Source organism: Geodermatophilus sp. SYSU D00708 (assembly GCF_054050115.1).
The window spans coordinates 60,899-84,514 of record NZ_JBJGYS010000002.1; the positions used below are offsets into that span (position 1 = coordinate 60,899).

25 protein-coding genes, 1 pseudogene and 1 riboswitch are annotated in these 23,616 nt (G+C 76.2%); of the genes and pseudogenes, 13 read left to right on the top strand and 13 right to left on the bottom strand.

Going from position 1 to position 23,616, the window contains the following annotated elements:
* Window positions 1-6: 6 nt before the first annotated feature.
* Window positions 7-753: an SDR family oxidoreductase gene (locus ACI79D_RS02150; RefSeq protein ID WP_456916650.1), complete on the bottom strand. Its 747-nt coding sequence runs from the start codon at window positions 751-753 to the stop codon at window positions 7-9.
* 103 nt (window positions 754-856) lie between these two features.
* Here ACI79D_RS02150 and ACI79D_RS02155 point away from each other — a divergent pair, with 103 nt between their 5' ends.
* Complete coding sequence (locus ACI79D_RS02155; protein WP_456916651.1) at window positions 857-3,562, top strand: PEP/pyruvate-binding domain-containing protein; 2,706 nt, start codon at window positions 857-859, stop codon at window positions 3,560-3,562.
* Window positions 3,563-3,571: 9 nt separating this feature from the next.
* On the opposite strand, the gene ACI79D_RS02160 is transcribed toward ACI79D_RS02155, so the two are convergent.
* Window positions 3,572-4,804, bottom strand: coding sequence for a cytochrome P450 family protein (locus ACI79D_RS02160; protein ID WP_456916652.1), 1,233 nt, complete (start codon window positions 4,802-4,804; stop codon window positions 3,572-3,574).
* A complete protein-coding gene (locus ACI79D_RS02165; protein WP_456916653.1) occupies window positions 4,797-5,264 on the bottom strand; it encodes a DUF5709 domain-containing protein in 468 nt (155 codons plus the stop codon). The genes ACI79D_RS02160 and ACI79D_RS02165 overlap by 8 nt, the downstream gene beginning before the upstream one ends.
* A gap of 209 nt (window positions 5,265-5,473) precedes the next feature.
* On the opposite strand from ACI79D_RS02165, the gene ACI79D_RS02170 reads away from it, so the two are divergent.
* From ACI79D_RS02170 to sigE, 4 genes are all read left to right on the top strand, one after another.
* The gene (locus ACI79D_RS02170; protein WP_456916654.1) at window positions 5,474-5,848 is read left to right on the top strand and encodes a cupin domain-containing protein; all 375 of its coding nucleotides are present in this window, start codon (window positions 5,474-5,476) and stop codon (window positions 5,846-5,848) included.
* A 128-nt stretch (window positions 5,849-5,976) separates the two neighbouring features.
* Window positions 5,977-6,960, top strand: coding sequence for a hypothetical protein (locus ACI79D_RS02175; RefSeq protein ID WP_456916655.1), 984 nt, complete (start codon window positions 5,977-5,979; stop codon window positions 6,958-6,960).
* Between the two features lie 133 nt (window positions 6,961-7,093).
* Window positions 7,094-7,303 (top strand): hypothetical protein, encoded by a 210-nt coding sequence (locus tag ACI79D_RS02180; RefSeq protein ID WP_456916656.1) that lies wholly within the window; start codon window positions 7,094-7,096, stop codon window positions 7,301-7,303.
* 184 nt (window positions 7,304-7,487) lie between these two features.
* On the top strand, window positions 7,488-8,066 hold the full coding sequence (sigE, locus tag ACI79D_RS02185) for an RNA polymerase sigma factor SigE (RefSeq protein WP_456916657.1): 579 nt from the start codon (window positions 7,488-7,490) through the stop codon (window positions 8,064-8,066).
* Between the two features lie 6 nt (window positions 8,067-8,072).
* Here sigE and ACI79D_RS02190 read toward each other — a convergent pair whose 3' ends face one another.
* A complete protein-coding gene (locus ACI79D_RS02190; RefSeq protein WP_456916658.1) occupies window positions 8,073-9,347 on the bottom strand; it encodes an FAD-binding protein in 1,275 nt (424 codons plus the stop codon).
* Between the two features lie 124 nt (window positions 9,348-9,471).
* Between ACI79D_RS02190 and ACI79D_RS02195 the strand changes: the two genes are divergently transcribed.
* From ACI79D_RS02195 to ACI79D_RS02205, 3 genes are all read left to right on the top strand, one after another.
* Window positions 9,472-9,648, top strand: a complete 177-nt coding sequence (locus ACI79D_RS02195) for a hypothetical protein (protein ID WP_456916659.1) — start codon at window positions 9,472-9,474, stop codon at window positions 9,646-9,648.
* A gap of 109 nt (window positions 9,649-9,757) precedes the next feature.
* Window positions 9,758-10,693, top strand: a complete 936-nt coding sequence (locus ACI79D_RS02200; RefSeq protein ID WP_456916660.1) for an anti-sigma factor RsbA family regulatory protein — start codon at window positions 9,758-9,760, stop codon at window positions 10,691-10,693.
* Window positions 10,694-10,743: 50 nt separating this feature from the next.
* On the top strand, window positions 10,744-10,995 hold the full coding sequence (locus ACI79D_RS02205) for a hypothetical protein (protein WP_456916661.1): 252 nt from the start codon (window positions 10,744-10,746) through the stop codon (window positions 10,993-10,995).
* Between the two features lie 37 nt (window positions 10,996-11,032).
* Here the strand turns inward: ACI79D_RS02205 and ACI79D_RS02210 are convergent, their stop codons facing one another.
* The 3 genes from ACI79D_RS02210 to ACI79D_RS02220 all read right to left on the bottom strand — a co-directional run bounded on the left by ACI79D_RS02210 (window position 11,033) and on the right by ACI79D_RS02220 (window position 13,973).
* Window positions 11,033-12,577, bottom strand: coding sequence for an ATP-dependent DNA ligase (locus tag ACI79D_RS02210; protein ID WP_456916662.1), 1,545 nt, complete (start codon window positions 12,575-12,577; stop codon window positions 11,033-11,035).
* A gap of 28 nt (window positions 12,578-12,605) precedes the next feature.
* A complete protein-coding gene (locus ACI79D_RS02215) occupies window positions 12,606-13,640 on the bottom strand; it encodes an alpha/beta fold hydrolase (protein WP_456916663.1) in 1,035 nt (344 codons plus the stop codon).
* 132 nt (window positions 13,641-13,772) lie between these two features.
* Complete coding sequence (locus ACI79D_RS02220) at window positions 13,773-13,973, bottom strand: antitoxin (RefSeq protein ID WP_456916664.1); 201 nt, start codon at window positions 13,971-13,973, stop codon at window positions 13,773-13,775.
* A gap of 142 nt (window positions 13,974-14,115) precedes the next feature.
* On the opposite strand from ACI79D_RS02220, the gene ACI79D_RS02225 reads away from it, so the two are divergent.
* On the top strand, window positions 14,116-14,406 hold the full coding sequence (locus ACI79D_RS02225) for a DUF4287 domain-containing protein (protein WP_456916665.1): 291 nt from the start codon (window positions 14,116-14,118) through the stop codon (window positions 14,404-14,406).
* Window positions 14,407-14,420: 14 nt separating this feature from the next.
* On the opposite strand, the gene ACI79D_RS02230 is transcribed toward ACI79D_RS02225, so the two are convergent.
* The 5 genes and pseudogenes from ACI79D_RS02230 to ACI79D_RS02250 form a co-directional block, all read right to left on the bottom strand.
* Window positions 14,421-15,296 carry an amidase family protein gene (locus ACI79D_RS02230; RefSeq protein ID WP_456916666.1) on the bottom strand — a complete coding sequence of 292 codons (876 nt, stop codon included), beginning with the start codon at window positions 15,294-15,296 and terminating at the stop codon, window positions 14,421-14,423.
* Between the two features lie 76 nt (window positions 15,297-15,372).
* Window positions 15,373-16,101 (bottom strand): annotated as a pseudogene (locus ACI79D_RS02235) (amidase family protein); the annotation flags it as partial.
* On the bottom strand, window positions 15,984-16,850 hold the full coding sequence (locus ACI79D_RS02240; protein WP_456916667.1) for a hypothetical protein: 867 nt from the start codon (window positions 16,848-16,850) through the stop codon (window positions 15,984-15,986). The pseudogene ACI79D_RS02235 and the gene ACI79D_RS02240, both read right to left, overlap by 118 nt.
* A gap of 10 nt (window positions 16,851-16,860) precedes the next feature.
* Window positions 16,861-17,580, bottom strand: a complete 720-nt coding sequence (locus ACI79D_RS02245) for a DUF6597 domain-containing transcriptional factor (protein WP_456916668.1) — start codon at window positions 17,578-17,580, stop codon at window positions 16,861-16,863.
* 164 nt (window positions 17,581-17,744) lie between these two features.
* The gene (locus ACI79D_RS02250; RefSeq protein WP_456916669.1) at window positions 17,745-18,119 is read right to left on the bottom strand and encodes a VOC family protein; all 375 of its coding nucleotides are present in this window, start codon (window positions 18,117-18,119) and stop codon (window positions 17,745-17,747) included.
* A gap of 105 nt (window positions 18,120-18,224) precedes the next feature.
* Between ACI79D_RS02250 and ACI79D_RS02255 the strand changes: the two genes are divergently transcribed.
* The 4 genes from ACI79D_RS02255 (at window position 18,225) to ACI79D_RS02270 (ending at window position 22,731) form a co-directional block, all read left to right on the top strand.
* Window positions 18,225-19,664 (top strand): carotenoid oxygenase family protein, encoded by a 1,440-nt coding sequence (locus ACI79D_RS02255; RefSeq protein WP_456916670.1) that lies wholly within the window; start codon window positions 18,225-18,227, stop codon window positions 19,662-19,664.
* 49 nt (window positions 19,665-19,713) lie between these two features.
* Window positions 19,714-21,375, top strand: a complete 1,662-nt coding sequence (locus tag ACI79D_RS02260; RefSeq protein ID WP_456916671.1) for a bifunctional 3'-5' exonuclease/DNA polymerase — start codon at window positions 19,714-19,716, stop codon at window positions 21,373-21,375.
* A 69-nt stretch (window positions 21,376-21,444) separates the two neighbouring features.
* Window positions 21,445-22,041 (top strand): TIGR03086 family metal-binding protein, encoded by a 597-nt coding sequence (locus ACI79D_RS02265; RefSeq protein WP_456916672.1) that lies wholly within the window; start codon window positions 21,445-21,447, stop codon window positions 22,039-22,041.
* Window positions 22,042-22,164: 123 nt separating this feature from the next.
* Complete coding sequence (locus ACI79D_RS02270) at window positions 22,165-22,731, top strand: hypothetical protein (RefSeq protein ID WP_456916673.1); 567 nt, start codon at window positions 22,165-22,167, stop codon at window positions 22,729-22,731.
* Window positions 22,732-22,743: 12 nt separating this feature from the next.
* On the opposite strand, the gene ACI79D_RS02275 is transcribed toward ACI79D_RS02270, so the two are convergent.
* Window positions 22,744-23,118: an ArsC/Spx/MgsR family protein gene (locus ACI79D_RS02275; protein WP_456916674.1), complete on the bottom strand. Its 375-nt coding sequence runs from the start codon at window positions 23,116-23,118 to the stop codon at window positions 22,744-22,746.
* Window positions 23,119-23,408: 290 nt separating this feature from the next.
* Window positions 23,409-23,559, top strand: a riboswitch (cyclic di-AMP (ydaO/yuaA leader).
* Window positions 23,560-23,616: the final 57 nt, after the last annotated feature.

The following is a 23,616-nucleotide window of genomic DNA, read 5'->3' on the forward strand; positions in this document are numbered from 1 at the left end:
GGAGGTCTATCCCCGCCCGGCGTAGGGCATCGCGGTGGCCAGCACGGTCAGGTTCGCGACGTTGGCGTCCAACGGCAGGCCGGCCATGTAGACGACGGCCCGCGCCACGTCCTCGACCGCCATCCGCGGCTCGGGCCGGACGCTGCCGTCGGCCTGGCGGACGCCGGCCGCCATCCGCTCGGTCATCTCGGTCGCCGCGTTGCCCACGTCGATCTGGCCGCAGGCGATGCGGTACGGCCGCCCGTCCAGGGACGTCGACTTCGTCAGCCCGGTGACCGCGTGCTTCGTGGCCGTGTACGCCGCCGACATCGGCCGCGGCACCTGCGCCGAGATCGAGCCGTTGTTGACGATCCGGCCCCCCTGCGGCTGCTGGGCGCGCATCACGCGGAACGCCTCGCGGGTGCACAGGAACGTGCCGGTGAGGTTCACCGCCACGACCGCCTGCCACACGTCCAAGGGGACGGCGTCGACCTCGGCCTCCGGAGCCGACCGGCCGGCGTTGTTGATGAGCAGGTCCACCCGCCCGTGGTCGGCGACCGTCGCGTCGAACAGCGCCCGCACCGACCCCTCCTCGGTGACGTCGGTGGGCACCGGGTGCAGCCGCCCCGCCGGACCGCGGGCGGCCACCGCCGCCAGCGGCTCGGGCCGCCGCCCGGCCAGCACCACCCGCCAGCCCGCGTCGGCCAGGGCCAGGGCCGTGGCCGCCCCGATGCCGCTGCCCGCACCCGTCACGACCGCGATCCCGTCCTGCACCGGTCCTCCTCGCCTGGGCGTCGGGGGGATCCTGCCCGCCGGGCCGGATCCGGAGTAGCGTCCGCTCCTCGCTCCACCGGTGCGGACGGCGGGAGACGTCGCGATGGGTGCAGCACCGCAGCAGACCGGCTCCCCGGTGGTCGGCTCCCCGGTCGTCGTGCGGCTACGGGACCTCGACGCGTCGTCGCTGTCGCTGGCCGGCGGCAAGGCGGCCAACCTCGGCGAGCTCCTCCGCGCGGGGCTGCCGGTGCCCGACGGCTTCTGCGTGACCACGCACGCCTACGACGACGTAGCCGCCGCGGCGGGCCTCGCCGACGTCGTCCGCCGGCTGGCCGCCACCCCGGTCGACGACTCCGCCGCGGCGACCGCGCTGGCCCGCGAGGCGCGCGACCGCGTCCTGGCCATGCCGATGCCCCGCTCGGTGGCCGACGCGGTCACCGCCGCGCTGCGCGAGCTGGGGGAGTCCGAGCCGGTGGCGGTCCGGTCGTCGGCCACCGCGGAGGACCTGCCGTCGGCCAGCGCCGCCGGCCAGCAGGACACCTACCTGGGCGTGGTCGGCACCGACGCCGTCCTCGACGCCGTCCACCGCTGCTGGGCGTCGCTGTTCACCGACCGGGCGGTGGTCTACCGGCTGCGCAACCGGGTCGACCCCGCCGGCGTGCGGCTGGCGGTCGTGGTGCAGCGGATGGTCGACGCCGCGGTGGCCGGCGTGCTGTTCACCGCCGACCCGGTGACCGGCGCCCGCGGGCACACCGTGGTCGACGCCAGCCCGGGCCTGGGCGAGGCCGTGGTCAGCGGCGCGGTCGACCCCGACCACGTCGTGCTCGACAGCGCCACCGGCACCGTCCTCGAGCAGCGGCTGGGGGACAAGCGGCTGGTGGTCCGCCCCCGGCCCGGCGGCGGCACGGAGACCGTGGCGCAGCCGGCGGCGACCGCGCCGTGTCTCACCGACGAGCAGCTGCGCGCGCTGGTCCGGCTGGGCAACCGCGTGCAGGAGCACTACGGCCGGCCGCAGGACACCGAGTGGGCGATCGACGCGGCGGGCACGCTGTGGCTCACCCAGGCCCGCCCGATCACCACCCTGTTCCCGGTCCCGGACGGCGGCCCGGCCGACGGCGGCCTGCGGGTGTGGTTCTGCTTCAGCCTCGCGCAGGGGCTCACCCGGCCGCTGACCCCCATGGGGCTGTCGGCGCTGCGGGTCGTCGCCTCCTCCGTCGCCCGCCTCTCCGGCAACCCACCGGCCGACCCGGTCGCCGGCCCGCCGCGGGTCGGCGACGCCGCCGGCCGGCTGTTCCTCGACGTCGGCCTCGTCCTGCGCAGCTCCGCCGGGCGGGCGGTCTTCCCGCGCGTGCTCGACGTCATGGAATCGCGGTCGGCCGCCGTCCTCCGCGGGCTGTTCGACGACCCGCGGCTGTCGGTCGTCCACGGCTGGGGGCCGGTGGTGCGCCGGCTGGCCTGGATCGCGGCGCGGTACGGCGTCCCGCTGCAGGTCGCCCAGGCCGTCGTCCGCCCGGCGGCCGCGCGCCGGCGGCTCGACCGCCTCGGCGCCCGTCTGCGGGAGCGCCCGCTGCCGGGGGAGGGCGCCCCGGCGCGGCAGCGGCTGGACGCCGTCGTCGCCCTCCTCGGCGACTCCCTCGGCACCCTGGCCCCGCGGATGGCCCCACCGGTGGCCACCGGGTTCGCGCTGCTCGGCCTGGCCGGGAAGCTGCTCGGGCCCGACGTCCGGCCCGGCGACCTCGCGACGGTCCTGCGGGGACTGCCGCACAACGTGACCACGGAGATGGACCTGGCGCTGTGGCACCTGGCGACGGCGGTCCGCGCCGACGCCGACGCCGCGGGTGCTCTGCGGGCGACACCGCCGGCCGAGCTCGCCGCCGGCTACCGGGACGGCGTCCTGCCCGCGGCGCTCCAGGAGGGGCTGCGCGGATTCCTCAACCGCTACGGGTTCCGCGCGGTGGCCGAGATCGACCTGGGGGTGCCCCGCTGGGCCGACGACCCCACCCACGTCCTCGGGGTCCTCGCCAACTACCTGCGGCTGGAGGACCCGGCGGCCGCCCCCGACGCGGTGTTCGCCCGCAGCGCCGCGGAGGCCGAGGACACCGTCGCCACGCTCACCGCCCGGGCCCGGCACCGCGGCCCCGTCCGCGGCCGGGTCGTCGGCCTCGCCCTGGACCGCACCCGGCAGCTGGCCGGCCTGCGCGAGCTGCCCAAGTACGACATCGTGCTGGTCCTCGGCCGGGCCCGGGAGCAGCTGCGGGCGGTCGGCGCGGAGCTGGCGGCCGGCGGGGTCCTGGACCGGGCCGACGACGTCTTCCTCCTCGGCCTGCGCGAGGTCGCCGCCGCGCTCGACGGGCGGGACGTGCGCGACCTCGTCGTCGAGCGGCGCCGCGCGTACGACCGGGAGATGGCGCGGCGGCACGTGCCCCGGGTGCTGCTGGGCGACGGCAGCGAGCCGGAGGCCCGGGCGGTGCCGGTGGCCGAGGCGGACGGCGCGCTGCGCGGCACCGCGGCCTCGGCCGGGACGGCGACCGGCCCGGCGCGGGTCGTGCTCGACCCCGACGGCGCCTTCCTGGCACCCGGGGAGATCCTCGTGGCACCCTCCACCGACCCCGGCTGGACACCGCTGTTCCTCACCGCCGGCGGGCTGGTCATGGAGATGGGCGGGCCCAACTCGCACGGCGCGGTGGTCGCCCGCGAGTACGGCATCCCCGCGGTCGTCGGCGTCCCCGGTGCGACCGCCCGGATCACCACCGGGCAGCAGCTCACGGTCGACGGCGGCCGAGGCCTGGTCACCCCGGCCGCACCGTAGGACCGCCGGTCAGCCGCGCAGCCGCACCGGCAGCCGGGTCAGCCCGCGGATGAGCATGCTCGGCCGCCAGGCCGGCCCGTCGGGGTCGGCGGCCGGCGCCAGGTCCGGGAAGCGGGCGAGCAGGGTCCGGAACGCCACGTCGCCCTCGAGCCTGGCCAGCGGAGCCCCGAGGCAGTGGTGCAGGCCGAAGCCGAAGGCCAGGTGGCCGCTGGTGTCCCGGTCCAGGTCCAGCCGGTCGGGGACGGGGTAGTGGCCGGGGTCGCGGTTGGCCGACGCGAGCGCGACGAGGACGACCTGGCCCGCGGGGATCGTCGTGCCGGCGATCTCGACCGGCTCGGTGGTGTGCCGGAAGGTGGCCAGGTCGACCGGGCCGTCGAAGCGGAGGAACTCCTCGACCGCCCGGGGGGTCAGGTCGGGGTCGGCGCGCAGCCGGGCGAGGGCGTCGGGGGAGCGCAGCAGCCAGTACACCCCGTTGCCGATGAGGTTGACCGTCGTCTCGTGGCCGGCCACCAGCAGCAGGAAGGCCATCGACACCGTCTCCTCGGCCGACAGCCGGTCGGCGTCCTCGGAGGCGGCGACGATCGCCGACAGGACGTCGTCCCCGGGGTGGGCGCGCTTGTCGGCGACGAGGCCGGCGAGGTAACCGGCCATCGCGACCGCGGCGGCGGTGCGCTCGTCGGTGGCGTCGTCGGAGGAGAGCAGGGTGTTCGACCACGTCCGGAACGCCGAGCGCTCCGCGTCGGGGACGCCGAGCAGCTCGCAGATCACGCTCATCGGCAGCGGGAAGGCGAAGGCGTCGAGCAGGTCGGTCTCCGCGGGCCCGGCGGCCATCGCGTCGGCCAGCTCCGTGGCGATCTGCTCGATCCGGGGACGCAGCGCCGCGACCGCCCGCACGGTGAACGCCCGCCCGACGAGCTTGCGCAGCCGGGTGTGGTCGGGCGGGTCGGAGCTGAGCATGTGCCGGGTCAGCTCGCGGGCGAACACCGTCCGGCGCTCCGGCGGCACGGGGGAGGAGTCGAGCACCTGGGCGAACCGGGCGCCGTCCTTGGACAGCCGGGGGTCGGCGAGCGCTGCGCGGGCGTCGTCGTAGCGGGTCACCAGCCAGACCGGCAGGCCGATCGGGGTGCGGGCCCGCGCCACGGGCCGGTCCTCGCGCAGCGTCGCGAAGACCGCGTGCGGATCGGCGAAGAAGGACTCGTCGAGCTGCACGACGGTGTCCTCCGTGGTCGTCGGCTCAGGCATCGTCGCGGTCCTCCTCCGCCACCAGGTGGACGGCGGCCTCCTCCGCGGACGCCGCACCGCCGGCGCGGCCGCGGTCGGCGGCGACCAGCTCGTCCTCGGCGTCCCACGAGGTGCCCTCGCCCTCGACGAGTCGCCCGGCACGGGCGCCGCCGACCTCCTCGTCGAGCAGTTCGCCGTCGGTGTCGGAGGCGTCGCCCAGCCCGTCGCCCCAGCGGTCGCCGTCCGGGTCGGCCGGTTCCGGCACCTCGCGGGCCAGCCGGCGCTCCAGGCCCTCACCGGCCGACTCCTCCTCGCCGGTGGTGCCCCAGCCGGCGACGGCCCAGGGGCGCTCGGCCGGTGACCAGCCCTCGTCGAGGGGGTCCACGCCACGGTCGTCGAGGGAGTCCTCGGGGTCGAGCACGCCGGAGTCGTTCTCGCCGTCGAGATCGTCGGGGGAGAGGTCGGGGTCGAAGGGCTGCATCCTCGCGTCTCCTGTCGTCGCGGTCCTCCGCGGCACCGCGAGCGCCGCCTGCAGCAGCGGTCGTGGAGCGGCGGAGCCCGAGTGTCGTGCGCCTCCGGGGAGGCGCACAAGGAGCCCGCGGCCTGCGGGTCGGGACGGTTCCCGTTGACCGGCGCGGGGCCCGCGAGGACAACGGGGGTGCCCGGACAAGAGTCGACGGGAGGACAGCCATGGACACCACCACCCAGCCCCTGGAGCACGCCAGCTTCGACCGACCGGACGAGGTCCGGGAGGGCGACAACTGGCGGATGGAACTGGTCAACCTGTCCGGGGGCGCCCAGATCGGCCGGATCACCCTGCAGCCCGGCTGGCGCTGGTCCGAGCACGTCAAGCCCGTGGCGGGGACGGAGCTGTGCCAGGCGCCGCACCAGCAGTACCAGGTCGCGGGCCGGGTGCACGTGGTGATGGCCGACGGCACCGAACTCGACTGCGGCCCCGGGGACGTGGTCTCCCTGCCGCCGGGCCACGACGCGTGGGTCGTCGGCGACGAGACGGTCCAGGCCATCGACTGGCACGGCGCGTCCGTCTGGGCCCGTCGCGCCTAGCGAGCCGGCGGTGCATGGTCAGAACTGACCATGCGCCGCCCACGCCGAAGACGACGCGTCCTGGTCATGTGCCGCGCCCGGTCCGCGGCCACCCTGGGAGCACCACACCCGTTCCCGGAGGGACTCCCATGGCCGCGGTTCCCCGCGTCGCACCGGAGGCGGACCCACTGTTGCGGACCGGCGCCGACCCCTCGGCGTCCGACGTCCGCACCGGCACCCGGTGGCTGTTGAGGGCGTTCACGGGGCTGACCCTGCTCGCCGTCGTCACGCTGCTGGTCTGGCCCGAGCGGGCGCGGGAGGCCTTCGCGTGGTCGATCGCCATGGAGGTCACCGCGGCGTGGCTCGGCGCGGCCTACGCGTCGGGCACGGTGCTGTCCGTGCTGGCCCTCCGGCGCCGGCGCTGGGACGAGATCCGCGTCGCCGTCGTCACCGTCGGGGTCTTCACCGCCCTCACCCTCGTGGCCACCCTGGTCCACACGCACCGGATGCACCTGGTGCACGGCGAGGAGGCCGGGCGGTTCGCCGCGTGGGTGTGGTTCGGCGTCTACCTCGTCGTGCCGGTCGCCTGCGCGGCCGTCGTCGTGCTGCAGGAGGTCGGCCGCGGGCCGGCCCGGCACGTCGGCCGGCCCCTGCCGCGGTGGCTGGCCCGCCTGCTGGCCGCCCAGGGTGCGGTGCTGGCCGCCGCCGGCGCGGTGCTGTTCCTCGGCGGCCTGACGGTGCACCACCACTCGGAGCCGGTCACGCGGTTCTGGCCGTGGGACGTGATGCCGCTGAGCAGCCAGGTGATCGGTGCCTGGCTGGTCGCGCTGGGCGTCGGCGCGGTCCTGGTCATCCGGGAGCGCGACCTGTCCCGCCTGCTGGTCCCGGCGGTGACCTACACGCTGTTCGGTGCGCTCCAACTGGTGGTGCTGGCGCGCTACCGGGCGGATCTCGACCCGGCCGACCCGTGGCTGTGGGGCTACGTCGTGGTCTGCGCCGTCGTCACCGCGACCGGTGGCTACGGCACCTGGGCCGCCCGGCGCGGACCCCGGACCGCCCCCGCCCGCCGCACCGTCGGCGTCGACGACGACGCGCGCGACGAGGCCAGAGCCCGGGTGCTCGAGGTCTGCTGAACCGGGAGGGCACATGGCGCACGACGCGACCGGCTCCGGCGAGCTCGTGCCCTCCCCGGGGCCGGTCCTGCCCCTGCCATCCCGACCGGGAGGGACCGGGCGGCGCTCTCTCGCCGTTGTCCGCCGTGTTCCCGTGGCGCGGATCCTGACGAGCGGGCCGGTGCTCCGCGTCTCGGCGTACGCGGTCGTCTCGGCGGTCGTCGGTGGGGTCGTGCGCCGCCTGGCGACCGCGGGGCGACCGGCCCGGCCCGAGCCGGTGAGCCGGGTTCAGCCGACGTGGGCCGCCGGTGCGGAGGTCCGGGTCACCTGGACGGTGGTCGACTTCCGCTGGACCGTCCGCTGACCCCGCGGACGCGCCCGCGGCGGGCCGGGCACCCCCGCCGCCGGCGCCACGGTAGGATGGACGCCGTAGGGGAGTACCCCTCCACGCTGCGTCGTCAGTACGACCTGCCACCAGGTCCGGCGCGTCGGCCCGGGAGACCACCGGGCGGGGGAGACCTGCCGACCGTGTGGTGGAGGCCCCTACCGTGAGTACCGCTGACCTGTCGACCGTCGCCGCGCCGGCCGAGCCCGAGGGCTGGGTGACGCCGACGTGGGAGCAGGTCGTGCGCGACCACTCCGCCCGGGTGTACCGGCTGGCCTACCGGCTCTCGGGCAACCCGCACGACGCCGAGGACCTCACCCAGGAGACGTTCATCCGGGTGTTCCGCTCGCTGGCGGACTTCTCGCCGGGCACCTTCGAGGGCTGGCTGCACCGCATCACGACCAACCTGTTCCTGGACATGGTGCGCCGCCGGCAGCGGATCCGGTTCGACGCGCTGCCCGAGGACACCGAGCGGCTGCCGGGCACCGCGCCGGGCCCCGAGCAGGTCTACGCCGACACCCACCTCGACCCGCAGGTGCAGGCGGCGCTGGACGCCCTGCCGCCCGACTTCCGGGTGGCCGTGGTGCTGTGCGACATCGAGGGGCTGACCTACGAGGAGATCGCGGCCACCCTGGGCATCAAGCTCGGCACGGTCCGCAGCCGCATCCACCGCGGCCGCGTCCAACTGCGGCAGGCGCTGGCCCACCTCGACCCGCGGGCGGGCGCCGTCCCGGCGGAGTAACCGGCGTCAGCCCAGGACGTGGGTCTCCAGCCAGTCGTTGCGGAAGGCCCCGCGCGGGTCCAGCCGCTCGGCCAGGCGGACGAAGTCCGCGTGCCGCTCGTAGCGCCCGGCGATCGCCGCCGCGTCGGCCGCGAACAGCTTGCCCCAGTGCGGCCGGGCCGCGAAGGGCTCGAGCACCCGCTCCAGGTCGACCAGCAGCTCGGCGACCGGTCCGGGGGCCGGCTGCCAGGTGAAGTGGAACGCCACGCTGGGCCGGTCGTGGTTCATGCTCAGCCAGAGCCGGTCGGCGGCCACCGTGCGGACCTCGCAGACCTGCACCAGCGACCGGATCCGCGGCGCCAGCGACCGCATCGCCTCCAGCGCCGGGACGGCGCACCCGCTCGGCACCAGGTACTCCGACTGGAGCTCGTCGCCGGCGCTGGGGGTGAAGCCCATCCGGAAGTGCGGCAGGCGGTCGGACCACAGCCCGCGCCGGCCCAGCTGCGGAGTGGCCGGCGCGGGGTCCAGGCCGATGACCGGGTGCCGGTCGACCGTCGCGGGGACGGCGCCGAACAGGTCGCCCTCGGGGACGACGTCCCGGTCGACGCGGGACTTGACCCACACCATGTCGACGTCCTCGCCCCAGCCGGTGAAGACGCTGACGCTGTAGCCGCAGGACACGATGTCGTCGAAGTGCTCGGTGAGCGCCGTCCACGGCAACCGCTCGAACACCCGCTGCTCCACCTCGTAGGCCGGCTCGACGTCGAGGGTGAGCCGGGTGACCGCACCCAGCGCGCCCAGCCCGACGACCACGCCGTCGAAGTCGGGCTCACCGCGGGCGAACCCCACGAGCTCGCCGTCGGAGGTGACCAGCTCCAGCGCCGCGACCGCGGTCGCCAGGTTGCCGTTGGTGATCCCGGAGCCGTGGGTGGCCGTGGCCACCGCACCGGCGACCGAGATGTGCGGGAGGGACGCGAGGTTGTGCAGGGCCAGGCCGGCGTCGCGCAGGACGTCTGCCAGCTCCCCGTACTTCACGCCGCCGCCGAGGGAGACCGTGCGCGCCTCGGGGTCGACGTCGATGTGCGCGGGCAGCGTCGCCCCGCTGGTCATCGCCTCGAGCGAGATCAGCTCGGCGGAGTCGGCGATGCCGGTGAAGGAGTGCCGGGATCCCAGCACGTGCACGCGCGGCGCGGCGGCCACGACCTCCTGCACCTGCTCGACGGTCGCCGGCCGGTGCAGGCGCCGGGCGCCGTACGTGTAGTTGCCCGCCCAGTTCGTCCCCGCGGTCGCGTCTGCCGTCACGGTGCCCATTGTGCCGAGAAGGCGCCCCGGTGGTCCGGCGCACACCCGGATGAACCGGCCCCGCGCCGGTGTTGCACGGAGGTCCACCCACCGGCCGGGGCTCCCGGCCACCAGAGGAAGACCCATGCCCCACCGCACTCCCTGTTCCCGTCACTCCCGCTCGGTCTGGATCGCCAGCTGCGACGACTGCACCGCCTGGCACCTGGCCGACCTGCGCTCCCGCCGCGACGCCCCAGCTCCCGTCGACACCGACCGCGCCGCCGAGCCCCGGGCCCACCCCGGCGAGGCCGACGCCGCCTGACCGCCGTCCCGCCTCCCCGGGGGACGGCGGGGTAGCGTCGGTACCGACCGACCGTGGCGGCGGCCCGCGGGTCCGCGGCCGCGCCGGCTGACGCAGAGGGGGTGCCGGTGTGACCGTGCTGCGCCCCACCGGCGACTGGGACGGCACCACCTTCGCCCACGAGGGCTTCACCTTCAGCACCGACCAGGAGGTCGTGGACCGGGTCGTCCCGTTCGCGCTGGAGGGCCTCTCCCGCGGGGAGCCGGTGCTGGTCGTCGCCGGTGAACGGGTGCGCACCGTGCTCGCCGAGCACCTGGGCCCGGACCTGGACCGGCTGGCGTCCTTCACCGCCGCCGAGGACTGGTGGCAGGGCGGCCACCGCACGCTGCACGCCTACGACCGGGACCTGCGTGCCCTGCGGGCGTCGGTGCCCACCTGGCGGCTCGCCGCCGAGCCGGTCTGGCTGGCCGCGGAGGACGGCCGGGAGTGGAGCCGCTTCGAGGCGGTCGCCAACCGCTGCTACACCGCGATGCCGTACTACAGCCTGTGCCTGCACGACCGGCAGCGTCTCGCCCCCGCGGTGCTCGACGCGGTCGCCCGCACCCACCCGCTGACGTGGGGCGGCTCCACGCCGGTGGCGGCCGCGGCGTTCGAGGACCCGCGGCACTTCCTCCGGTCGGCCCAGCCGGCCTGGCGGGAGCGGCCCGCCGGGGCGCCCGCCGTCGCGGTCACCAGCCCGGCCGAGGCCCGCCGGCTGCTCGTGGCCGCCGGGGACGGGTGGTCGGCCCGGTGCGACGACGTCGTCGCGGCCGGCCACGAACTGGTGGCCAACGCGCTGGCCGTCGCGCCCTTCGCGTCGGTCGCCACCTGGACCGACGCGGACGCCCTCGTCGTCGAGGTCGCCGACGCCGGGCCGGGCCTGCGGGACGAGACGCTGGGCTACGTCCCGCCGGACGACGACCCGCGCGCCGCGCGGGGGATGTGGCTCGCGTGGAGCCTCGCCGACGACGTCGCCGTCCGCACCGGGTCCACGGGGACGACCATCCGGCTGTTCTTCCGCCGCTGAGGATCGCGCCGCGACCTCTCGCCGGCGGCTGAGGCGAGGAGGGTGACGGCATGGACATCACCACCGTCAACGACCGCCACCTGTACCAGGCGCGGGTCGTGGTCCGCGACGCCGAGGACCCCGGGGGACGGGTCGAGCTGCCCGGCCGGGTGGTCCGGTTCGGGCCGCCGGGCTGGCTGACCGTCGTGGACGAGCTGACCGACGACGCCGACGTCGAGCTGTACCCGATGACCCGGGTGCTGGCGGTGACGCACCTGCGCGAGTACGGCGGCGCCGCGCTCCGCTCCAGCGCCGCCCACTGACCCGGTCGGGCTCGGGAGACCGTGGGACGCCGGTCCGTCAGCCGCCGGCCAGCAGCGCGCGCACCGCGTCGATCGTGTCGGCCTCGGCCGGCGTCTTGTCCGGGCGGTAGCGCAGCACGCGGGCGAAGCGGAGGGCCACGCCGCCGGGGTAGCGGGGGCTGCGCTGGGCGCCGTCCAGGGCGATCTCGACGACGAGCTCGGGCCGCAGCAGCACCCCCCAGCCGGGCCGCTCCCGGGCCAGCTCCGGGAAGGTCCGCGTCTGCCAGTCCAGCAGCTCGTCGGTCATGCCCTTGAAGGTCTTGCCGACCATGACCGGCTCGCCGCCGTCGGGGTCGCGGGCGCCGAGGTGGATGTTCGACAGCTTCCCCGAGCGGCGGCCGTACCCCCACTCGGCGCCCAGCACGACCAGGTCGAGGGTGTGCACCGGCTTGACCTTCTGCCAGGCCCGGCCGCGCCGGCCGGCAGCGTACGCGGCGTCGAGGGCCTTGACGACGACGCCCTCGTGGCCGGCCGTGAGCGCGCCGTCGAGCACCTCGGCGGCCTGGCCGGGGGAGGGGCGGCGGACGCCGGGCATCCGCAGCGGCGCGTGCTCGTCGGCGGCCAGCAGCCCGGCCAGGGCGTCGAGGCGCACGCGCAGCGGCTCGTCGAGCAGGTCGCGGCCGTCGAGGTGGAGCACGTCGAAGAAGAACGGGCTGAGCAGCACCTCCGCCTCTGCCGCTTCCCCGCTCACCTCGCTGCCGAAGCGGCTCATCGTGTCCTGGAAGGCGCGCGGCCGGCCGTCGTCGTCCAGCGCGAGGGTCTCCCCGTCGAGGACGGCCGCGGTGCACGGGAGCGCGCGCACCCGCTCGACCAGCTCGGGCACGCCGGCGGTCACCTCCCGCAGGGTGCGGGTCCACACCCGGACCTCGTCGCCGTCCCGGTGCACCTGGATGCGGGCGCCGTCGAGCTTGTACTCCACGGTCACGTCCTCGCCGAGGTCGGCGAGCGCGGCGTCCAGCGAGGAGCCCGGGCTGGCCAGCATCGGCCGCACCGGACGGCCGACCTGCAGGCGCACCGCGGTGAGCGCGTCCACCCCGCCGGCCAGCGCCGCGGCGGCGGTGGTGGAGAGGCCGCCCGACAGCATGAAGGCCCGCCGGACGTCGCCGGCCGGGACGTCGGCCGCCGCGGCGACCGCGTCGAGGACGACACCCTCGAGCGCCCCCTGGCGCAGCTCGCCGGTGAGCAGCCGGACGAGGAACCGCTGCTCGTCGTCGGTGGCGGCGCCGAACAGGCCGGCCAGCGCCGCCTCGCGGCGGGCCGCCGACCCCGGGCCGGAGGTCGCGGCCAGCTCGGTGAGCGCGCCGTCGACGGCGCCGACGGTCAGCGACGCCTGCGGCGCAGGGTCGTGCACCTGCCGCGAGAGGGTCCGCCAGCCCACGCCGAGCCGGCCCTGCAGGGGCTCGCCGGCCAGCCAGGCGGTGAGGGGCGCGACGTCGTCGGCGTGGGCGCGGCGCAGCAGGTCGGCGATCGCCGCGGCCTTCGCGGTGCGGGAGCGGGTGGCCGCGACCGCGGCGGAGACGGCGACGACGTCGGCGAACAGCACCGCGCCATCGTGGCAGCGGGGACCGACGTCAGACGGGGGTGCTCAGCAGCTCGCGCAGGGTCTTGTCGACGAACTGGTTGTCCGGGCCGTACACCCCGAGCCCGCCGAAGTGGCCGTAGATCGTGTCGATCACCCGGACCTGGCCGTTCGGGATGAACTGCGACGCCCACTGCTCGTCCTCGGGCGGGAAGTACAGGTCGGTCCGCGCCGGCATCGACACCAGCGGGCAGCGGATCGAGCGCAGTGCCGCCTCGGTGTCCCCGTCGAACCCCGGGGTCTTGCCGACGTCCCCGTTCTCCCACGTCCACAGCATGGCCAGCAGGTTGTTCGGGTCCCGGCCGTCCAGCCAGAAGCCCTCCCAGAAGCCCACGAGGAAGTCCTCGAGCGTGGAGTAGCCCATCTGCCGGTACTCCTGCTGCCAGTAGAACGCCTGCGACAGCCCCCAGCCGGCGTAGATGCGGGCGAAGGCGCGCAGCCCGGCCGTGGGCAGCGCGTCCGGGGTGTAGTGACCGTCCTTGAAAGCGGGGTCGAGGGTCAGCGTGGCCCGCAGGCTCTTCAGGAACACCTGGTTGTGCTCGCTGGTCCGCGGCGAGCCCACGATCGGCGCGGCCCGCTTGACCATCTCCGGGTGGCTGACCGCCCACTGGTAGGTCTGCCCGGCGCCCATCGAGGAGCCCAGGACCAGCTCCAGGGACTCGATGCCCCACTTCTCGGTGAGCAGCCGGTACTGGGCCTCGACCTGGTCGTAGAAGGTGACCGGCGGGAAGTGCGGCCCGTCGAACGGGGGCGGGGTGTTGCTCGGGGACGACGAGAGCCCGTTGTTCAGCTGGTTCGGGACGACGATGAAGTACCGCCCGGGGTCGCAGGCCAGGCCCGGCTCGATGCTCCACTCGTTGGCGTCGTGCCAGGCGCTGAACCAGGTCGGGTGGAGGATGACGTTGGACCTGTCCTCGGCCAGCGTGCCGTAGGTCTTGTACGCGAGCTTCGCGCCGCGCAGCGTGCCTCCGGACTGGAGGGGGAGGTCTCCCAGGTCGAACAGTTCGTGGTCGCTCGGTGCCGGCATGGCGCGCCTCCGTGGCTGGGAACCGTGGGGGCAGCCTCCAACCGGCGGCACGCCGTGGCAATGGCCCGGTGCGCGGGCCCGGTGCGCGGTCCGGCGGGCGCGGACGTCGCCGCACCCGCCGGCCCGGACCGATCAGGCGCCGCCGTCGGCGTCCTGCTGGCCGATGCGCTGGTCGGCCAGGTCGCCGGCCTTGTCGGTCTGCTGGTCGAACTTGCCGCCGGTCCTGTCGTCGGCGAACTGCTCGGCCTTGTCCAGCGCCTGGTCGCTGCGCTGCTCGCCCTGCTCGCTGTTCAGGGCGTCCTTCGCCTTGTCCGCGAAGCCTCCGACGTCCATGTCGTGCTCCTCCCAGTCGGTGTGCGGGAGGTCGGGGACTACCCCACCGGAACAGATCCGACCCCCGGAACGACGCGGCGATGAGTTCTCCCGCCGGCCACCGTCCTGACCTCGACACCGCTGACCACCGGGAGGAGAGCCGATGTCGTTCCAGGCCTACCTCGACGCGATCGAGGACAAGACCGGCCGGACGCCGCAGGAACTGCTCGACCTGGCCGCCGCCCGCGGCTTCGGTCCGACCACGAAGGCCGGGGAGGTCGTGGCCTGGCTGAAGGACGACCACGGCCTGGGGCGTGGCCACGCCATGGCCTTCTACTCGGTGCTCAAGAACGGGCCGGTCATCAGCGACAGGCACGTCGGCAGCAGCGGGTCGCACCGGGACGAGTCCACCGTGCTGCGCCTCGACGGGAAGGCCGACCGCTCCCCGTCGTAGGCCCGGCTCGTGGCTCAGTGGAGGGGACGGGCGGCGCACCGCGCGTAGCTGTCGGCCCAGGGCCGGAGGCGCTCGACCGCCGCGCTCGCGGCGAGCACGTCGGCGTCGCCGTAGCGCCGCCCGATGACCTGCATGCCGACGGGCAGCCCGTCGACGTCCCCGGCGGGCACGGAGGCCGCCGGGTGCCCGGTGAAGTTCACCGGGTAGGTGAGGCACCAGCCGATCAGCGGGTCGACGTCGACGCCCTCGACGCGGCTCGGGCCGACCGTGTTGCCGTCCGTGGCGTTGTCCACCGGCAGGGCGGCCAGGGTCGGGGTCACCAGCAGGTCGTGGGTCCGCAGCACCTCCTGCACCCGGTCGTAGACGGCGGTGCGCATCCGCTGGTCGCGCAGCGCGTCCATCGCGCTGAGCCGGTAGCCCTCGTCGATCCAGCGCAGGTACTCCGCCGGGAGGTCGTGGCGGTGCTCGCCGAGCACGTCGACGCCCTGGTCCCGCAGCCCCTCCAGGCCCTCGATGTTCAGCGGCGCGATCAGCCGGCACCACAGGTCGCTCAGCTCGCGCTGGTCGGCGTCGAAGCGGAGGTCGACCTGTTCGACGACGGCGCCGGCCTGCTCGAAGACCCGCACCGCGTCGGCGACGACGGCAGCGACCCGGCGGTCCACGGGGAAGCCGCCGAAGTTGGGGCTGTAGGCGATCCGCCAGCCGCCGACCGACCGGCGGGTCGCCGCTGCGAAGCCGGAGGGTTCGTCCAGCGAGAAGGGGTCGCGGTCGTCGTAGCCGGCCAGGACGTCGAGGGCCAGGGCGGCGTCGTCCACGGTCCGGGTCAGCGCCCCCTCGAACAGGAACGGGTTGACCGCACCGAAGGCGTTCGGCCGGGAGACCTGCGGCACCCGGCCGAAGGAGCCCTTGGAACCCGTAGAGCCCGCACCAGGACGCCGGGATGCGGATGGAGCCGCCGCCGTCGGTGGCCTCGGCCAGGGGGAGCAGCCCGTCGGCGACGGCGGCCGCGCTGCCGCCCGAGCTGCCGCCGGTGTTCTTCGTCGGGTCGAACGGGTTGCGGGACGGGCCGAACAGCGGGTTGTCGCAGGTCCCGCGGAAGCCCATGACCGGGCTGTTGGTCTTGCCGACGAGGATCGCCCCGGCGGCCTCCATCCGCTCGGCGTACGTGCAGTGGGCAGGGACGCTGAAGCCCTGCAGCGCGGGGATGCCGCCGAAGGTCGCCGGCCAGCCGGGCTTGAAGTCGAACAGGTCCTTGAGCGCGGTCGGCACCCCGTGCAGGGGACCGAGGGCCTCCCCGGACACCAGCGCCCGCTCGGCCTGTCGCGCGCGTTCGCGGGCCTCGTCGAACGCGGTGAACACCAGCGCGTTCAGGCTCGGGTTGCGCGCCTCGATGCGGTCGACCACGGCGTCGAGCAGCTCGACCGGGGAGAGGTCGCGCCGCCGGATCCGGGCGGCGAGCTCGGTGGCAGGGGTGTAGGCGAGATCGTCGGACACGGTCTTCTCCGCACTCCGTCGTGGGGGGATCCCGGGCGTGCGGAGTCTGCCCAGGTCGCCGGGGCCGGGACAAGGAGAGCGGCTCAGCCCGTCGCCGGGAGCCGGCCGTGCGCGGCGAGCGTCTCCAGCGCGCGCAGCGTCACGCCACCCCGCCACTCGACCCGCTGGCCCTCGGACCAGGCCAGCCAGGAGAACCCCCACCCGCCGTCCGGGCGCTGCTCGGCCTCGAGCCGGTCGAGGTCGGCGTCGACCTGCTCGGGGGTGAACAGCGCGCGGCTGCGCAGGCCCGGCCGGGGCGACAGCTCCACCGGGAGGAGCCGCTCGTCGGCCGTCCCGCCGGGGACCGCGATGGTCCCGTCGGGCCCGATCGCCGGGCGCAGCCCCTCGACGGCGGCGCGGGCGCGGTCGTCGTCCGGGACGGCGTCGAGGAAGTCCAGCGCGAACTTCACCCAGTAGGCGCCGAGTTCCGCGGGACCCTCGACCCGCGACCAGCACCACGCGGTGGCGTCGGCCAGCCAGGCGTCGTCCCGGCCGGCGCGGGTCAGCAGCGCGACGACGGCGAAGGTGAGGAACGACGGGCCGTCGTCCGGCGCCATCCAGGGCGCGTGCGGACAGGCCGCCGCGCTCGGGAGGACGAACGGCAGCGCGCCGTCGGGGCGGGCGGTCCGCGCCGCCCACCCGGCGGCTCCGGCGACCATCGGGTCGTCCAGCGCACCCACCTCGTCGAACACCTCCAGCGCGTGCAGCAGGGCCGCCGGCTGGCTGGCGGGGTCGCGGACGTCGGGCTCCAGGGCGTGGCCGAACCCGCCGTCGGGGTTGCGGTAGGCACGCAGGGCGGTGAGGACCGGCTCGACGGGCGCCTTGTGCAGCAGCACGGCGAGACGGTGCCGGTCGAGCAGGCGGGCGGTGTCGAGGACGAACCGTTCGGCTGCTGGGACGTCGATGGCCATGGACCGCACGCTAGGGAGCGGTCGGGGCGGCGTCTTCCAGGAATCGGACGGGCGTGGTGCCGGTGAGCCGGCGGACGTCGTCGGTCATGTGCGCCTGGCTGGCGTAGCCCGCGGCGAGGGCCCGGCCGGCCAGGTCGCCGGCGGGGAGGGCCCGCAGCCGGGCCAGCCGCCCCACCCGGGCCAGCATCTTGGGGCCGTAGCCGACCGCGGCCAGCGTCCGCCGGTGCAGCCGGCGCTCGGTCACCCCCAGCTCGGCGGCCACCGTCGCGACCCGCGCCTGCGGCCGCGCGAGCAGCCGGGCGGCGGCCGCCACCAGGGGGTCCGGGCCGGCCCGCCGCGACAGCACGGCCGCCAGCAGCAGCGCGCGACGGCGGGCCGGGTCCGCCTCCGCGAGGGGAGCCGCGAGCCGCCGGGCGGCGTCCCCCCACAGGTCGGCGAGGTCGACCTCGCGGTCCCGCAGCTCCGCGGCGTACGCCCCCAGCGCCGGGCCGGCCGCCCCGGGCCGGAGACGGACGCCGGTGAGCACCGTCCCCGGAGGGAGGTCCACCAGGCGCGGGCCGGTGTCGGCCCCGGCGACGACCAGCTCCCCGCCGGCTCCGGCGATGACGTCGAGACAGCCGTCGGGGACGACGAGCTGCACGTGGCCGCCCGGCGCCCGCTGCTCCCACACGCAGGCCACCAGGGCCGCGGCGGCAGCGGCCGGCCGGACCTCGCGGTACTCCGACGCCACCCCGCGACCCTACGACCGCGCGCCCGGGCGGGGCGGACATGACGTCCTAGACATCTGTTGCGAGACCCCGGAGTCCATCGCATCCTGTGCGTGGGCGGGGCCCCGGGGTCCTCCTCGGGCGCGCCCCGCCCGCCAGCTCCCCGCCCGTGGGGCGGGTCCCCGGCTCAGCCGCCGTAGGGCCGGGTGATGATCTCCAGGACGTGCCCGTCGGGGTCGTGCCAGTAGACGCCGCGACCGCCGTCGTTGGTGTTGATCTCGCCGGGGTGCTGCTCGAACGGGTCGGCCCAGAACGGCAGCCCCCGGGCCCGGATCCGGCCGAAGATGGCGTCGAACTCCTCCTCGGTGACCAAGAACGCGTAGTGCCGCGGCTGCACCTGCGGGTCGTCCATGAAGTCGAGGGAGACGTCGTTGTCCAGCGAGACGACGGCGAACGGGCCGAAGGTGGTGGGCGGCGGGAGCCCGAGGACGTCGGCGAGGAAGGCCGCCGACCGCTGCCTGTCGCGCGCGCCGACGATGGTGTGGTTCAGGTGCACCGGCATCGCGAACTCCACTCCGCGCCGGTCAGCCAAGCACCCGGACGGGCGCCGCGGAGGTGAGCGGGCCGCGGCAGGGCGGTTGGGCCCTGTCGGCACGGGGAGCCGCCGGTGAGCATCGGCCCCGGACGCGCCGTCCCGACGACCCGCGAGGGGCAGACGATGCTCGAGCACCCGACCACCGACCGCAGCCGGTTCCTCGAGGGGCCCTACGCCCCGGTCACCGAGGAGGTCACCGCCTTCGACCTGCCGGTCACCGGCCGCCTGCCCGCGGAGCTGACGGGCCGGTACCTGCGCAACGGGCCCAACCCGCTGGGCCTCGACGAGCCCGTGCAGCACTGGTTCCTCGGCCCCGGCATGGTGCACGGCGTCCGGCTGCGCGACGGCCGCGCCGAGTGGTACCGCAACCGCTGGGTCAGGTCCCGGCAGGTGGCCGAGGCGCTGGGGGAGCAGTGGGCCGGCGGCCCGGTGCACGCCGACATGGACTTCGCCGCCAACACGCACGTGATCACCCACGCCGGCCGGACGCTGGCCACCGTCGAGGCCGGCCCGCTGCCCTACGTGCTCACCGACGAGCTGGAGACCGTGGGCCCCTGCGACTTCGACCGCACGCTGCCCGGTGGCTACGCCGCGCACACCAAGCTCGACCGGGCGACCGGGGACCTGCACGCGGTTGCCTACTTCTGGGGCTGGGACCACGTCCAGCACGTCGTCATCGGCCCCGACGGGAGGGTCAGCGGCACCACCGACGTGCCCGTCGCGGACGGGCCGATGATGCACGACTTCGCCCTCACCGAGCGGTACGTGGTGCTGCTCGACCTGCCGGTCACGTTCAGCATGGACGCCGCGATGGCCGGGGTGCGGCTGCCCTACGCCTGGAACCCCGCACACCCGCCGCGGATCGGGCTGCTGCCCCGGCAGGGCACCACCCGGGAGGTCAGGTGGGCCGAGGTCGACCCCTGCTGGGTCTTCCACACGCTCAACGCCTACGACGACGAGGACGGCCGGGTCGTCGTCGACGTGTGCCGGTACGGGGGCGACTACGACTTCTCCGCGCTGGCCGGGCAGGGTCCGCTCACCCTCGACCGCTGGGTCGTCGACCCGGTCGCCGGGCGGGTCTCCACGACCCGGCTCGACGACCGCGAGCAGGAGTTCCCGCGCGTCGACGAGCGGGTCGTGTCCCGGCCGCACCGCTACGGCTACAGCGCCGCCATGGGCGACCTGGGCCCGGCGACCGTGCACCCGACGGGGCTGTTCACCGACGGCGCGTTCGCCAACGCCCTGCTCAAGCACGACCTCGTCGCCGGGACCGTCGAGGCGCACGCGTTCGAGCGGAACGCCACCGTCGGCGAGGCCGTGTTCGCGCCGTCGTCCCCCGACGCCGCGGAGGACGACGGCTACGTGCTGGCCTTCGTGCACGACCCCGACCGCGGCGCCGCCGACCTCGCCGTCCTCGCCGCGCAGGACTTCACGGGGGAGCCCGTGGCGCGGGTCCACCTGCCGGCGCGGGTGCCCCTGGGCTTCCACGGCAGCTGGCTCGCCGACGGCTGAGGCCCCCGCCCTCCGCGGAGCCGTCGGCGGTGTCCGCGACACTGCGAGGGTGAACCGGGTCGTCCTCGTGCGCCGCGGCGCGGGGGCCGTCCAGGCGCGCGAGTGCACCGAGGACGGCCGGCCGGTGGGGGTCACCCTGCTGCCGGCCGGGGAGCTGCCCGGCTACGTCCGGGAGCGGGAGTCCGCGCCGGTCCGCTGGGTGTGGGACGACACCACCCGGTGGTACCCGGCGCTCCTGGCGGCCGGCGTCCGGGTCGAGCGATGCACCGACCTGCGGCTCGGCCACGCGCTGCTGCGGCGCTCGCCGTTCGCCGACCAGGCGCTGCTCAGCGGCGGCGACACCGCGGGGTGGGACGCGCTGCAGCCGGTGAGCGAGGCCGCCCCGGCGCTGTTCGCTCTCGACGACCCCGCCGACCGCCTCGACCCCCTCGCCGAGCACGAGCGGCAGCAGGCGGTGCTCGCCGCGTCGCCCCGGCGGGCGCGGCTGGGTCTGCTGGTGGCGGCGGAGTCCTCCGGCGCGCTCGCCGCCGCCGAGATGACCTGGGCCGGCCTGCCGTGGCGGGCCGACGTGCACGAGCGGCTGCTCACCGGTCTGCTCGGCCCGCGGCCGGTCGGCGGGGCCCGGCCCTCGGGTCTGGAGGCGCTGGCCCGGGAGGTGCGCGCCGCGCTCGGCGTGCCCGACCTCAACCCGGACTCGCCGGGCGCGCTGCTGCGGGCCCTGCAGGACGTCGGGCTGCCGGTCCGCGACACCCGGTCCTGGACCCTCGAGCAGTTCGACCACCCCGTCGTCGCGCCGTTGCTCGAGTACAAGAGGCTCGCCCGGCTGCTCGCCGCCAACGGCTGGAACTGGCTGGACAGCTGGGTGCGCGAGGGCCGGTTCCGCTCGGTCTTCGTGCCCGGGGGCGTGGTCACCGGGCGGTGGGCGTCGAACGGCGGGGGAGCGCTGTCGGTGCCGGTCCAGGTCCGCCCCGCGGCGGTGGCCGACGACGGCTGGCGGTTCGTGGTCGCCGACGTCGCCCAGCTCGAACCGCGGGTGCTCGCCGGGATGAGCGGCGACCTCGCGATGGCCGAGGCGGCCCGCTCGTCGGACCTCTACCAGGGCATGGTGGCCTCCGGTGCGGTCGCGACCCGCGCCGAGGCCAAGGTGGGCATGCTCGGGGCGATGTACGGCGGCACCCGCGGCGAGAGCGGCCGCATGATGCCGCGGCTGGCCCGCCGGTACCCGCGCGCGATCGGGCTGGTGGAGGAGGCCGCCCGCGCGGGGGAGCGCGGCGAGGTCGTGCACACCCTGCTCGGCCGGGGATCGCCGGCGCCGACCGGGGCCTGGGCGCAACGCCCGGTGGGGCTCGGCGAGCCCGCCGACGGGGACGACGGCAGCGAGCAGCGGGACCGCCACCGCCGCGCCTGGGGGCGGTTCACCCGCAACTTCGTCGTCCAGGGCACCGGCGCCGAGTGGGCGCTGTGCTGGCTGGCCGACCTGCGCAACCGGCTGTGGCGGCTCGGCGGCACCGGGCGGGTCGACGAGCGCCCGCACCTGGTGTTCTTCCTGCACGACGAGGTCGTCGTCCACACCCCCGAGGCCCTGGCCCAGGACGTGACCGCCGAGGTGCGGCGCGCGGCGGCCGAGGCGGGCCGGCTGCTGTTCGGGGGGTTCCCCGTGGACTTCCCGCTCGACGTCGCCGTGGTGCGGTCCTGGGCCGACGCCGGCTGAGGGCTCCGGGATCGTCGGTGGCAGCTGCCACGCTCGCCGCCCAGCGCAGCCCGCAGCCCCGGAGGACCCGTGACCGACGCACCCCTCGCCCCGCTGGCCACCGCGCTCGACGGCACCGGACAGCTGGTCGCCGCCGTGACGCCCGACCAGTGGGACGCCCCGACCCCGTGCACCGACTGGACCGTCCGCCGGCTGGTCAACCACCTCGTCGGCGGCAACCGGCTCGTCGTCCGCGTGCTGCGCGGTGAGCCGCTGCCGCCGCTGGACCAGCTCGGCCGGCGGGCCTCCGTCGACCAGCTGGGGGAGGACCCCGCGGCCAGTCACCGGGACTCGGCCGACCAGCTGCTGGCCGCGCTGCGGGAACCGGGGGTCCTGGAGCGGGCACACACGCTGCCCGCCGGCACGCTGCCCGGCCCCGCCCTCGTGCGCCTGCGCACCGTCGAGACGCTGGTGCACGGCTGGGACCTCGCCCGCGCGACCGGCCGGCCCGCGCCGTTCCCCGACGAGCTCGCCGAGCGCGAGCTGGCGTTCAGCCGCGACCTGCTGGGGCGCCTCCCGGAGGGCCGGCAGCCGTTCGCGCCGCCCCGGCCGGTGGCCGAGGACGCACCGGCGATCGACCGGCTCGCCGCGCTGCTCGGCCGGTCCGTGGGAGGAGCCGGACGGTAGTGGCCCGCCGGGCTGCGCCCACCACACCGGGGACACCTCCACCCGCGAGTGACGCGCGGCTCGGCAGCGCCCCGCGCCGGTCCACCTGCGCCCGGACGGCGGGCAGCGATTACGTTGAGCGGCATGTCGATCGAGTCGCCGGGGGGCGGGCCGGCGGGGACGATCCGCGACCTGGGGTTGCCCGGGCGGGCCGTGACCGCGCTGCTCCGCGCGGGCGTGACCACCACCGAGGAGCTCGCGGGCCTCAGCCGGCGGGAGCTCGCCGCGATCGACGGGCTCGGCCCGGGCCTGATCGCCGCGATCCGCACCGTCGTCCCCGAGCCGGTCGCCCGCGTGCCCCGCACGGCCCCCTCGGAGGCCGAGGTGCACACCGAGGCGGTCGCCGCCGGCATCGAGGCCGACGACGACGCGCCCACGCCGCCGCCCATCCCGTCGTTCGAGTCGCTGCGGGCGCCCCGGCGGCGGACGACGGTCGACCTGATCGTCCCGGCGACGCCGCCCCCCGACGAGGCCGCGCCCGCCGCGGGCCCACGGCCCGCTGCGGCGAACCGTCCGCGGCCCGCCGAGTACGCCGATCTGCGGCGCCTGTGCGTGCGCGGGGCCCGGGCCGCGGCCGGCGTGCCGGTGCGGCTGGCGTGGTGGTCGCTGCGCGCACCCGTGACGGGGCTGCGGCGGCTGCTGGGCCGGTAGCGCCGACCGGGCTCAGCCGTCCTGGCCGGGGCGCCGTCCGGCCGCGACCACCTCGGTGAGGGTCTGGTCGTCACGGGCGATCCACGCCCGGCCGTCGTCGGTGAGCACCAGCGGGCGCTGGATGAGCCGCGGGTGCTCGGCGAGCAGGCGGATCCACGCGTCGGCGTCCCGCGGCCGGTCCGCCAGGCCCAGCTCGCGGGCGAGCGGCTCGGACATCCGCGTGACGTCCCACGGCTCGAGGGAGAGGGCGGCCAGCGCGGCGCGCAGCTCGTCCTCGGTCGGCGGGTCGTCAAGGTAACGGCGCAGCGTGTACTCGACGCCGGCCTCCTCCAGCTGGGCCCGCGCGGCGCGGCACTTGGAGCAGGACGGGTTGAACCAGACCTCCACGGCCCCACCATAGGGCGGCGTTCCGGCCCTTCCCGCGACCCTTCCCGCGGCCCCGACGACGGGGTGTGCACCTACCGCGTCCTGCGGGCACCGACCACCGCGGTACGTGCACGCACGGCGCGGGCGGCCCCGCGCACGCGGATCGACGGCGCGTACCAGCTCCGACCGTCGGGCGGGGAAGGCGCGACACGCATCACCCGACGAATCGTCGGCGCGCGATTGTCACAAACGCATAACGCCGGTTACTGTCGGTGGGTCCGCCCGGTCGTCACGTCCCCCTCCGGGGAAGCCGGCGGACGCCGCCGAGTCGCCCTCCGGGGCGAGCCGGGGACCCACCGCAGTACTGGGGTGAATCCGCTCCGGGCCACGTGCCCGGGGCCGGTAGGGCTGCTTCCCGCCCGAACCCGTCAGCTAACTCGGTAGGCGGCTCACGGAAGAACGGAGAGCCGCCGCATGGCGTGCCCCTGCGCTGCTGGACGCCCCTCGTCGCTCCGGTAC

Bases quoted from the DNA above. Each gene is read 5' to 3' on its own strand.
- ACI79D_RS02155 (WP_456916651.1), top strand. From the start codon at position 857: ATGGGTGCAGCACCGCAGCAGACCGGCTCCCCGGTGGTCGGCTCCCCG.
- ACI79D_RS02160 (WP_456916652.1), bottom strand. From the start codon at position 4,804: ATGCCTGAGCCGACGACCACGGAGGACACCGTCGTGCAGCTCGACGAG.
- ACI79D_RS02165 (WP_456916653.1), bottom strand. From the start codon at position 5,264: ATGCAGCCCTTCGACCCCGACCTCTCCCCCGACGATCTCGACGGCGAG.
- ACI79D_RS02170 (WP_456916654.1), top strand. From the start codon at position 5,474: ATGGACACCACCACCCAGCCCCTGGAGCACGCCAGCTTCGACCGACCG.
- ACI79D_RS02175 (WP_456916655.1), top strand. From the start codon at position 5,977: ATGGCCGCGGTTCCCCGCGTCGCACCGGAGGCGGACCCACTGTTGCGG.
- ACI79D_RS02195 (WP_456916659.1), top strand. From the start codon at position 9,472: ATGCCCCACCGCACTCCCTGTTCCCGTCACTCCCGCTCGGTCTGGATC.
- ACI79D_RS02205 (WP_456916661.1), top strand. From the start codon at position 10,744: ATGGACATCACCACCGTCAACGACCGCCACCTGTACCAGGCGCGGGTC.
- ACI79D_RS02215 (WP_456916663.1), bottom strand. From the start codon at position 13,640: ATGCCGGCACCGAGCGACCACGAACTGTTCGACCTGGGAGACCTCCCC.
- ACI79D_RS02220 (WP_456916664.1), bottom strand. From the start codon at position 13,973: ATGGACGTCGGAGGCTTCGCGGACAAGGCGAAGGACGCCCTGAACAGC.
- ACI79D_RS02225 (WP_456916665.1), top strand. From the start codon at position 14,116: ATGTCGTTCCAGGCCTACCTCGACGCGATCGAGGACAAGACCGGCCGG.
- ACI79D_RS02240 (WP_456916667.1), bottom strand. From the start codon at position 16,850: ATGGCCATCGACGTCCCAGCAGCCGAACGGTTCGTCCTCGACACCGCC.
- ACI79D_RS02250 (WP_456916669.1), bottom strand. From the start codon at position 18,119: ATGCCGGTGCACCTGAACCACACCATCGTCGGCGCGCGCGACAGGCAG.
- ACI79D_RS02270 (WP_456916673.1), top strand. From the start codon at position 22,165: ATGTCGATCGAGTCGCCGGGGGGCGGGCCGGCGGGGACGATCCGCGAC.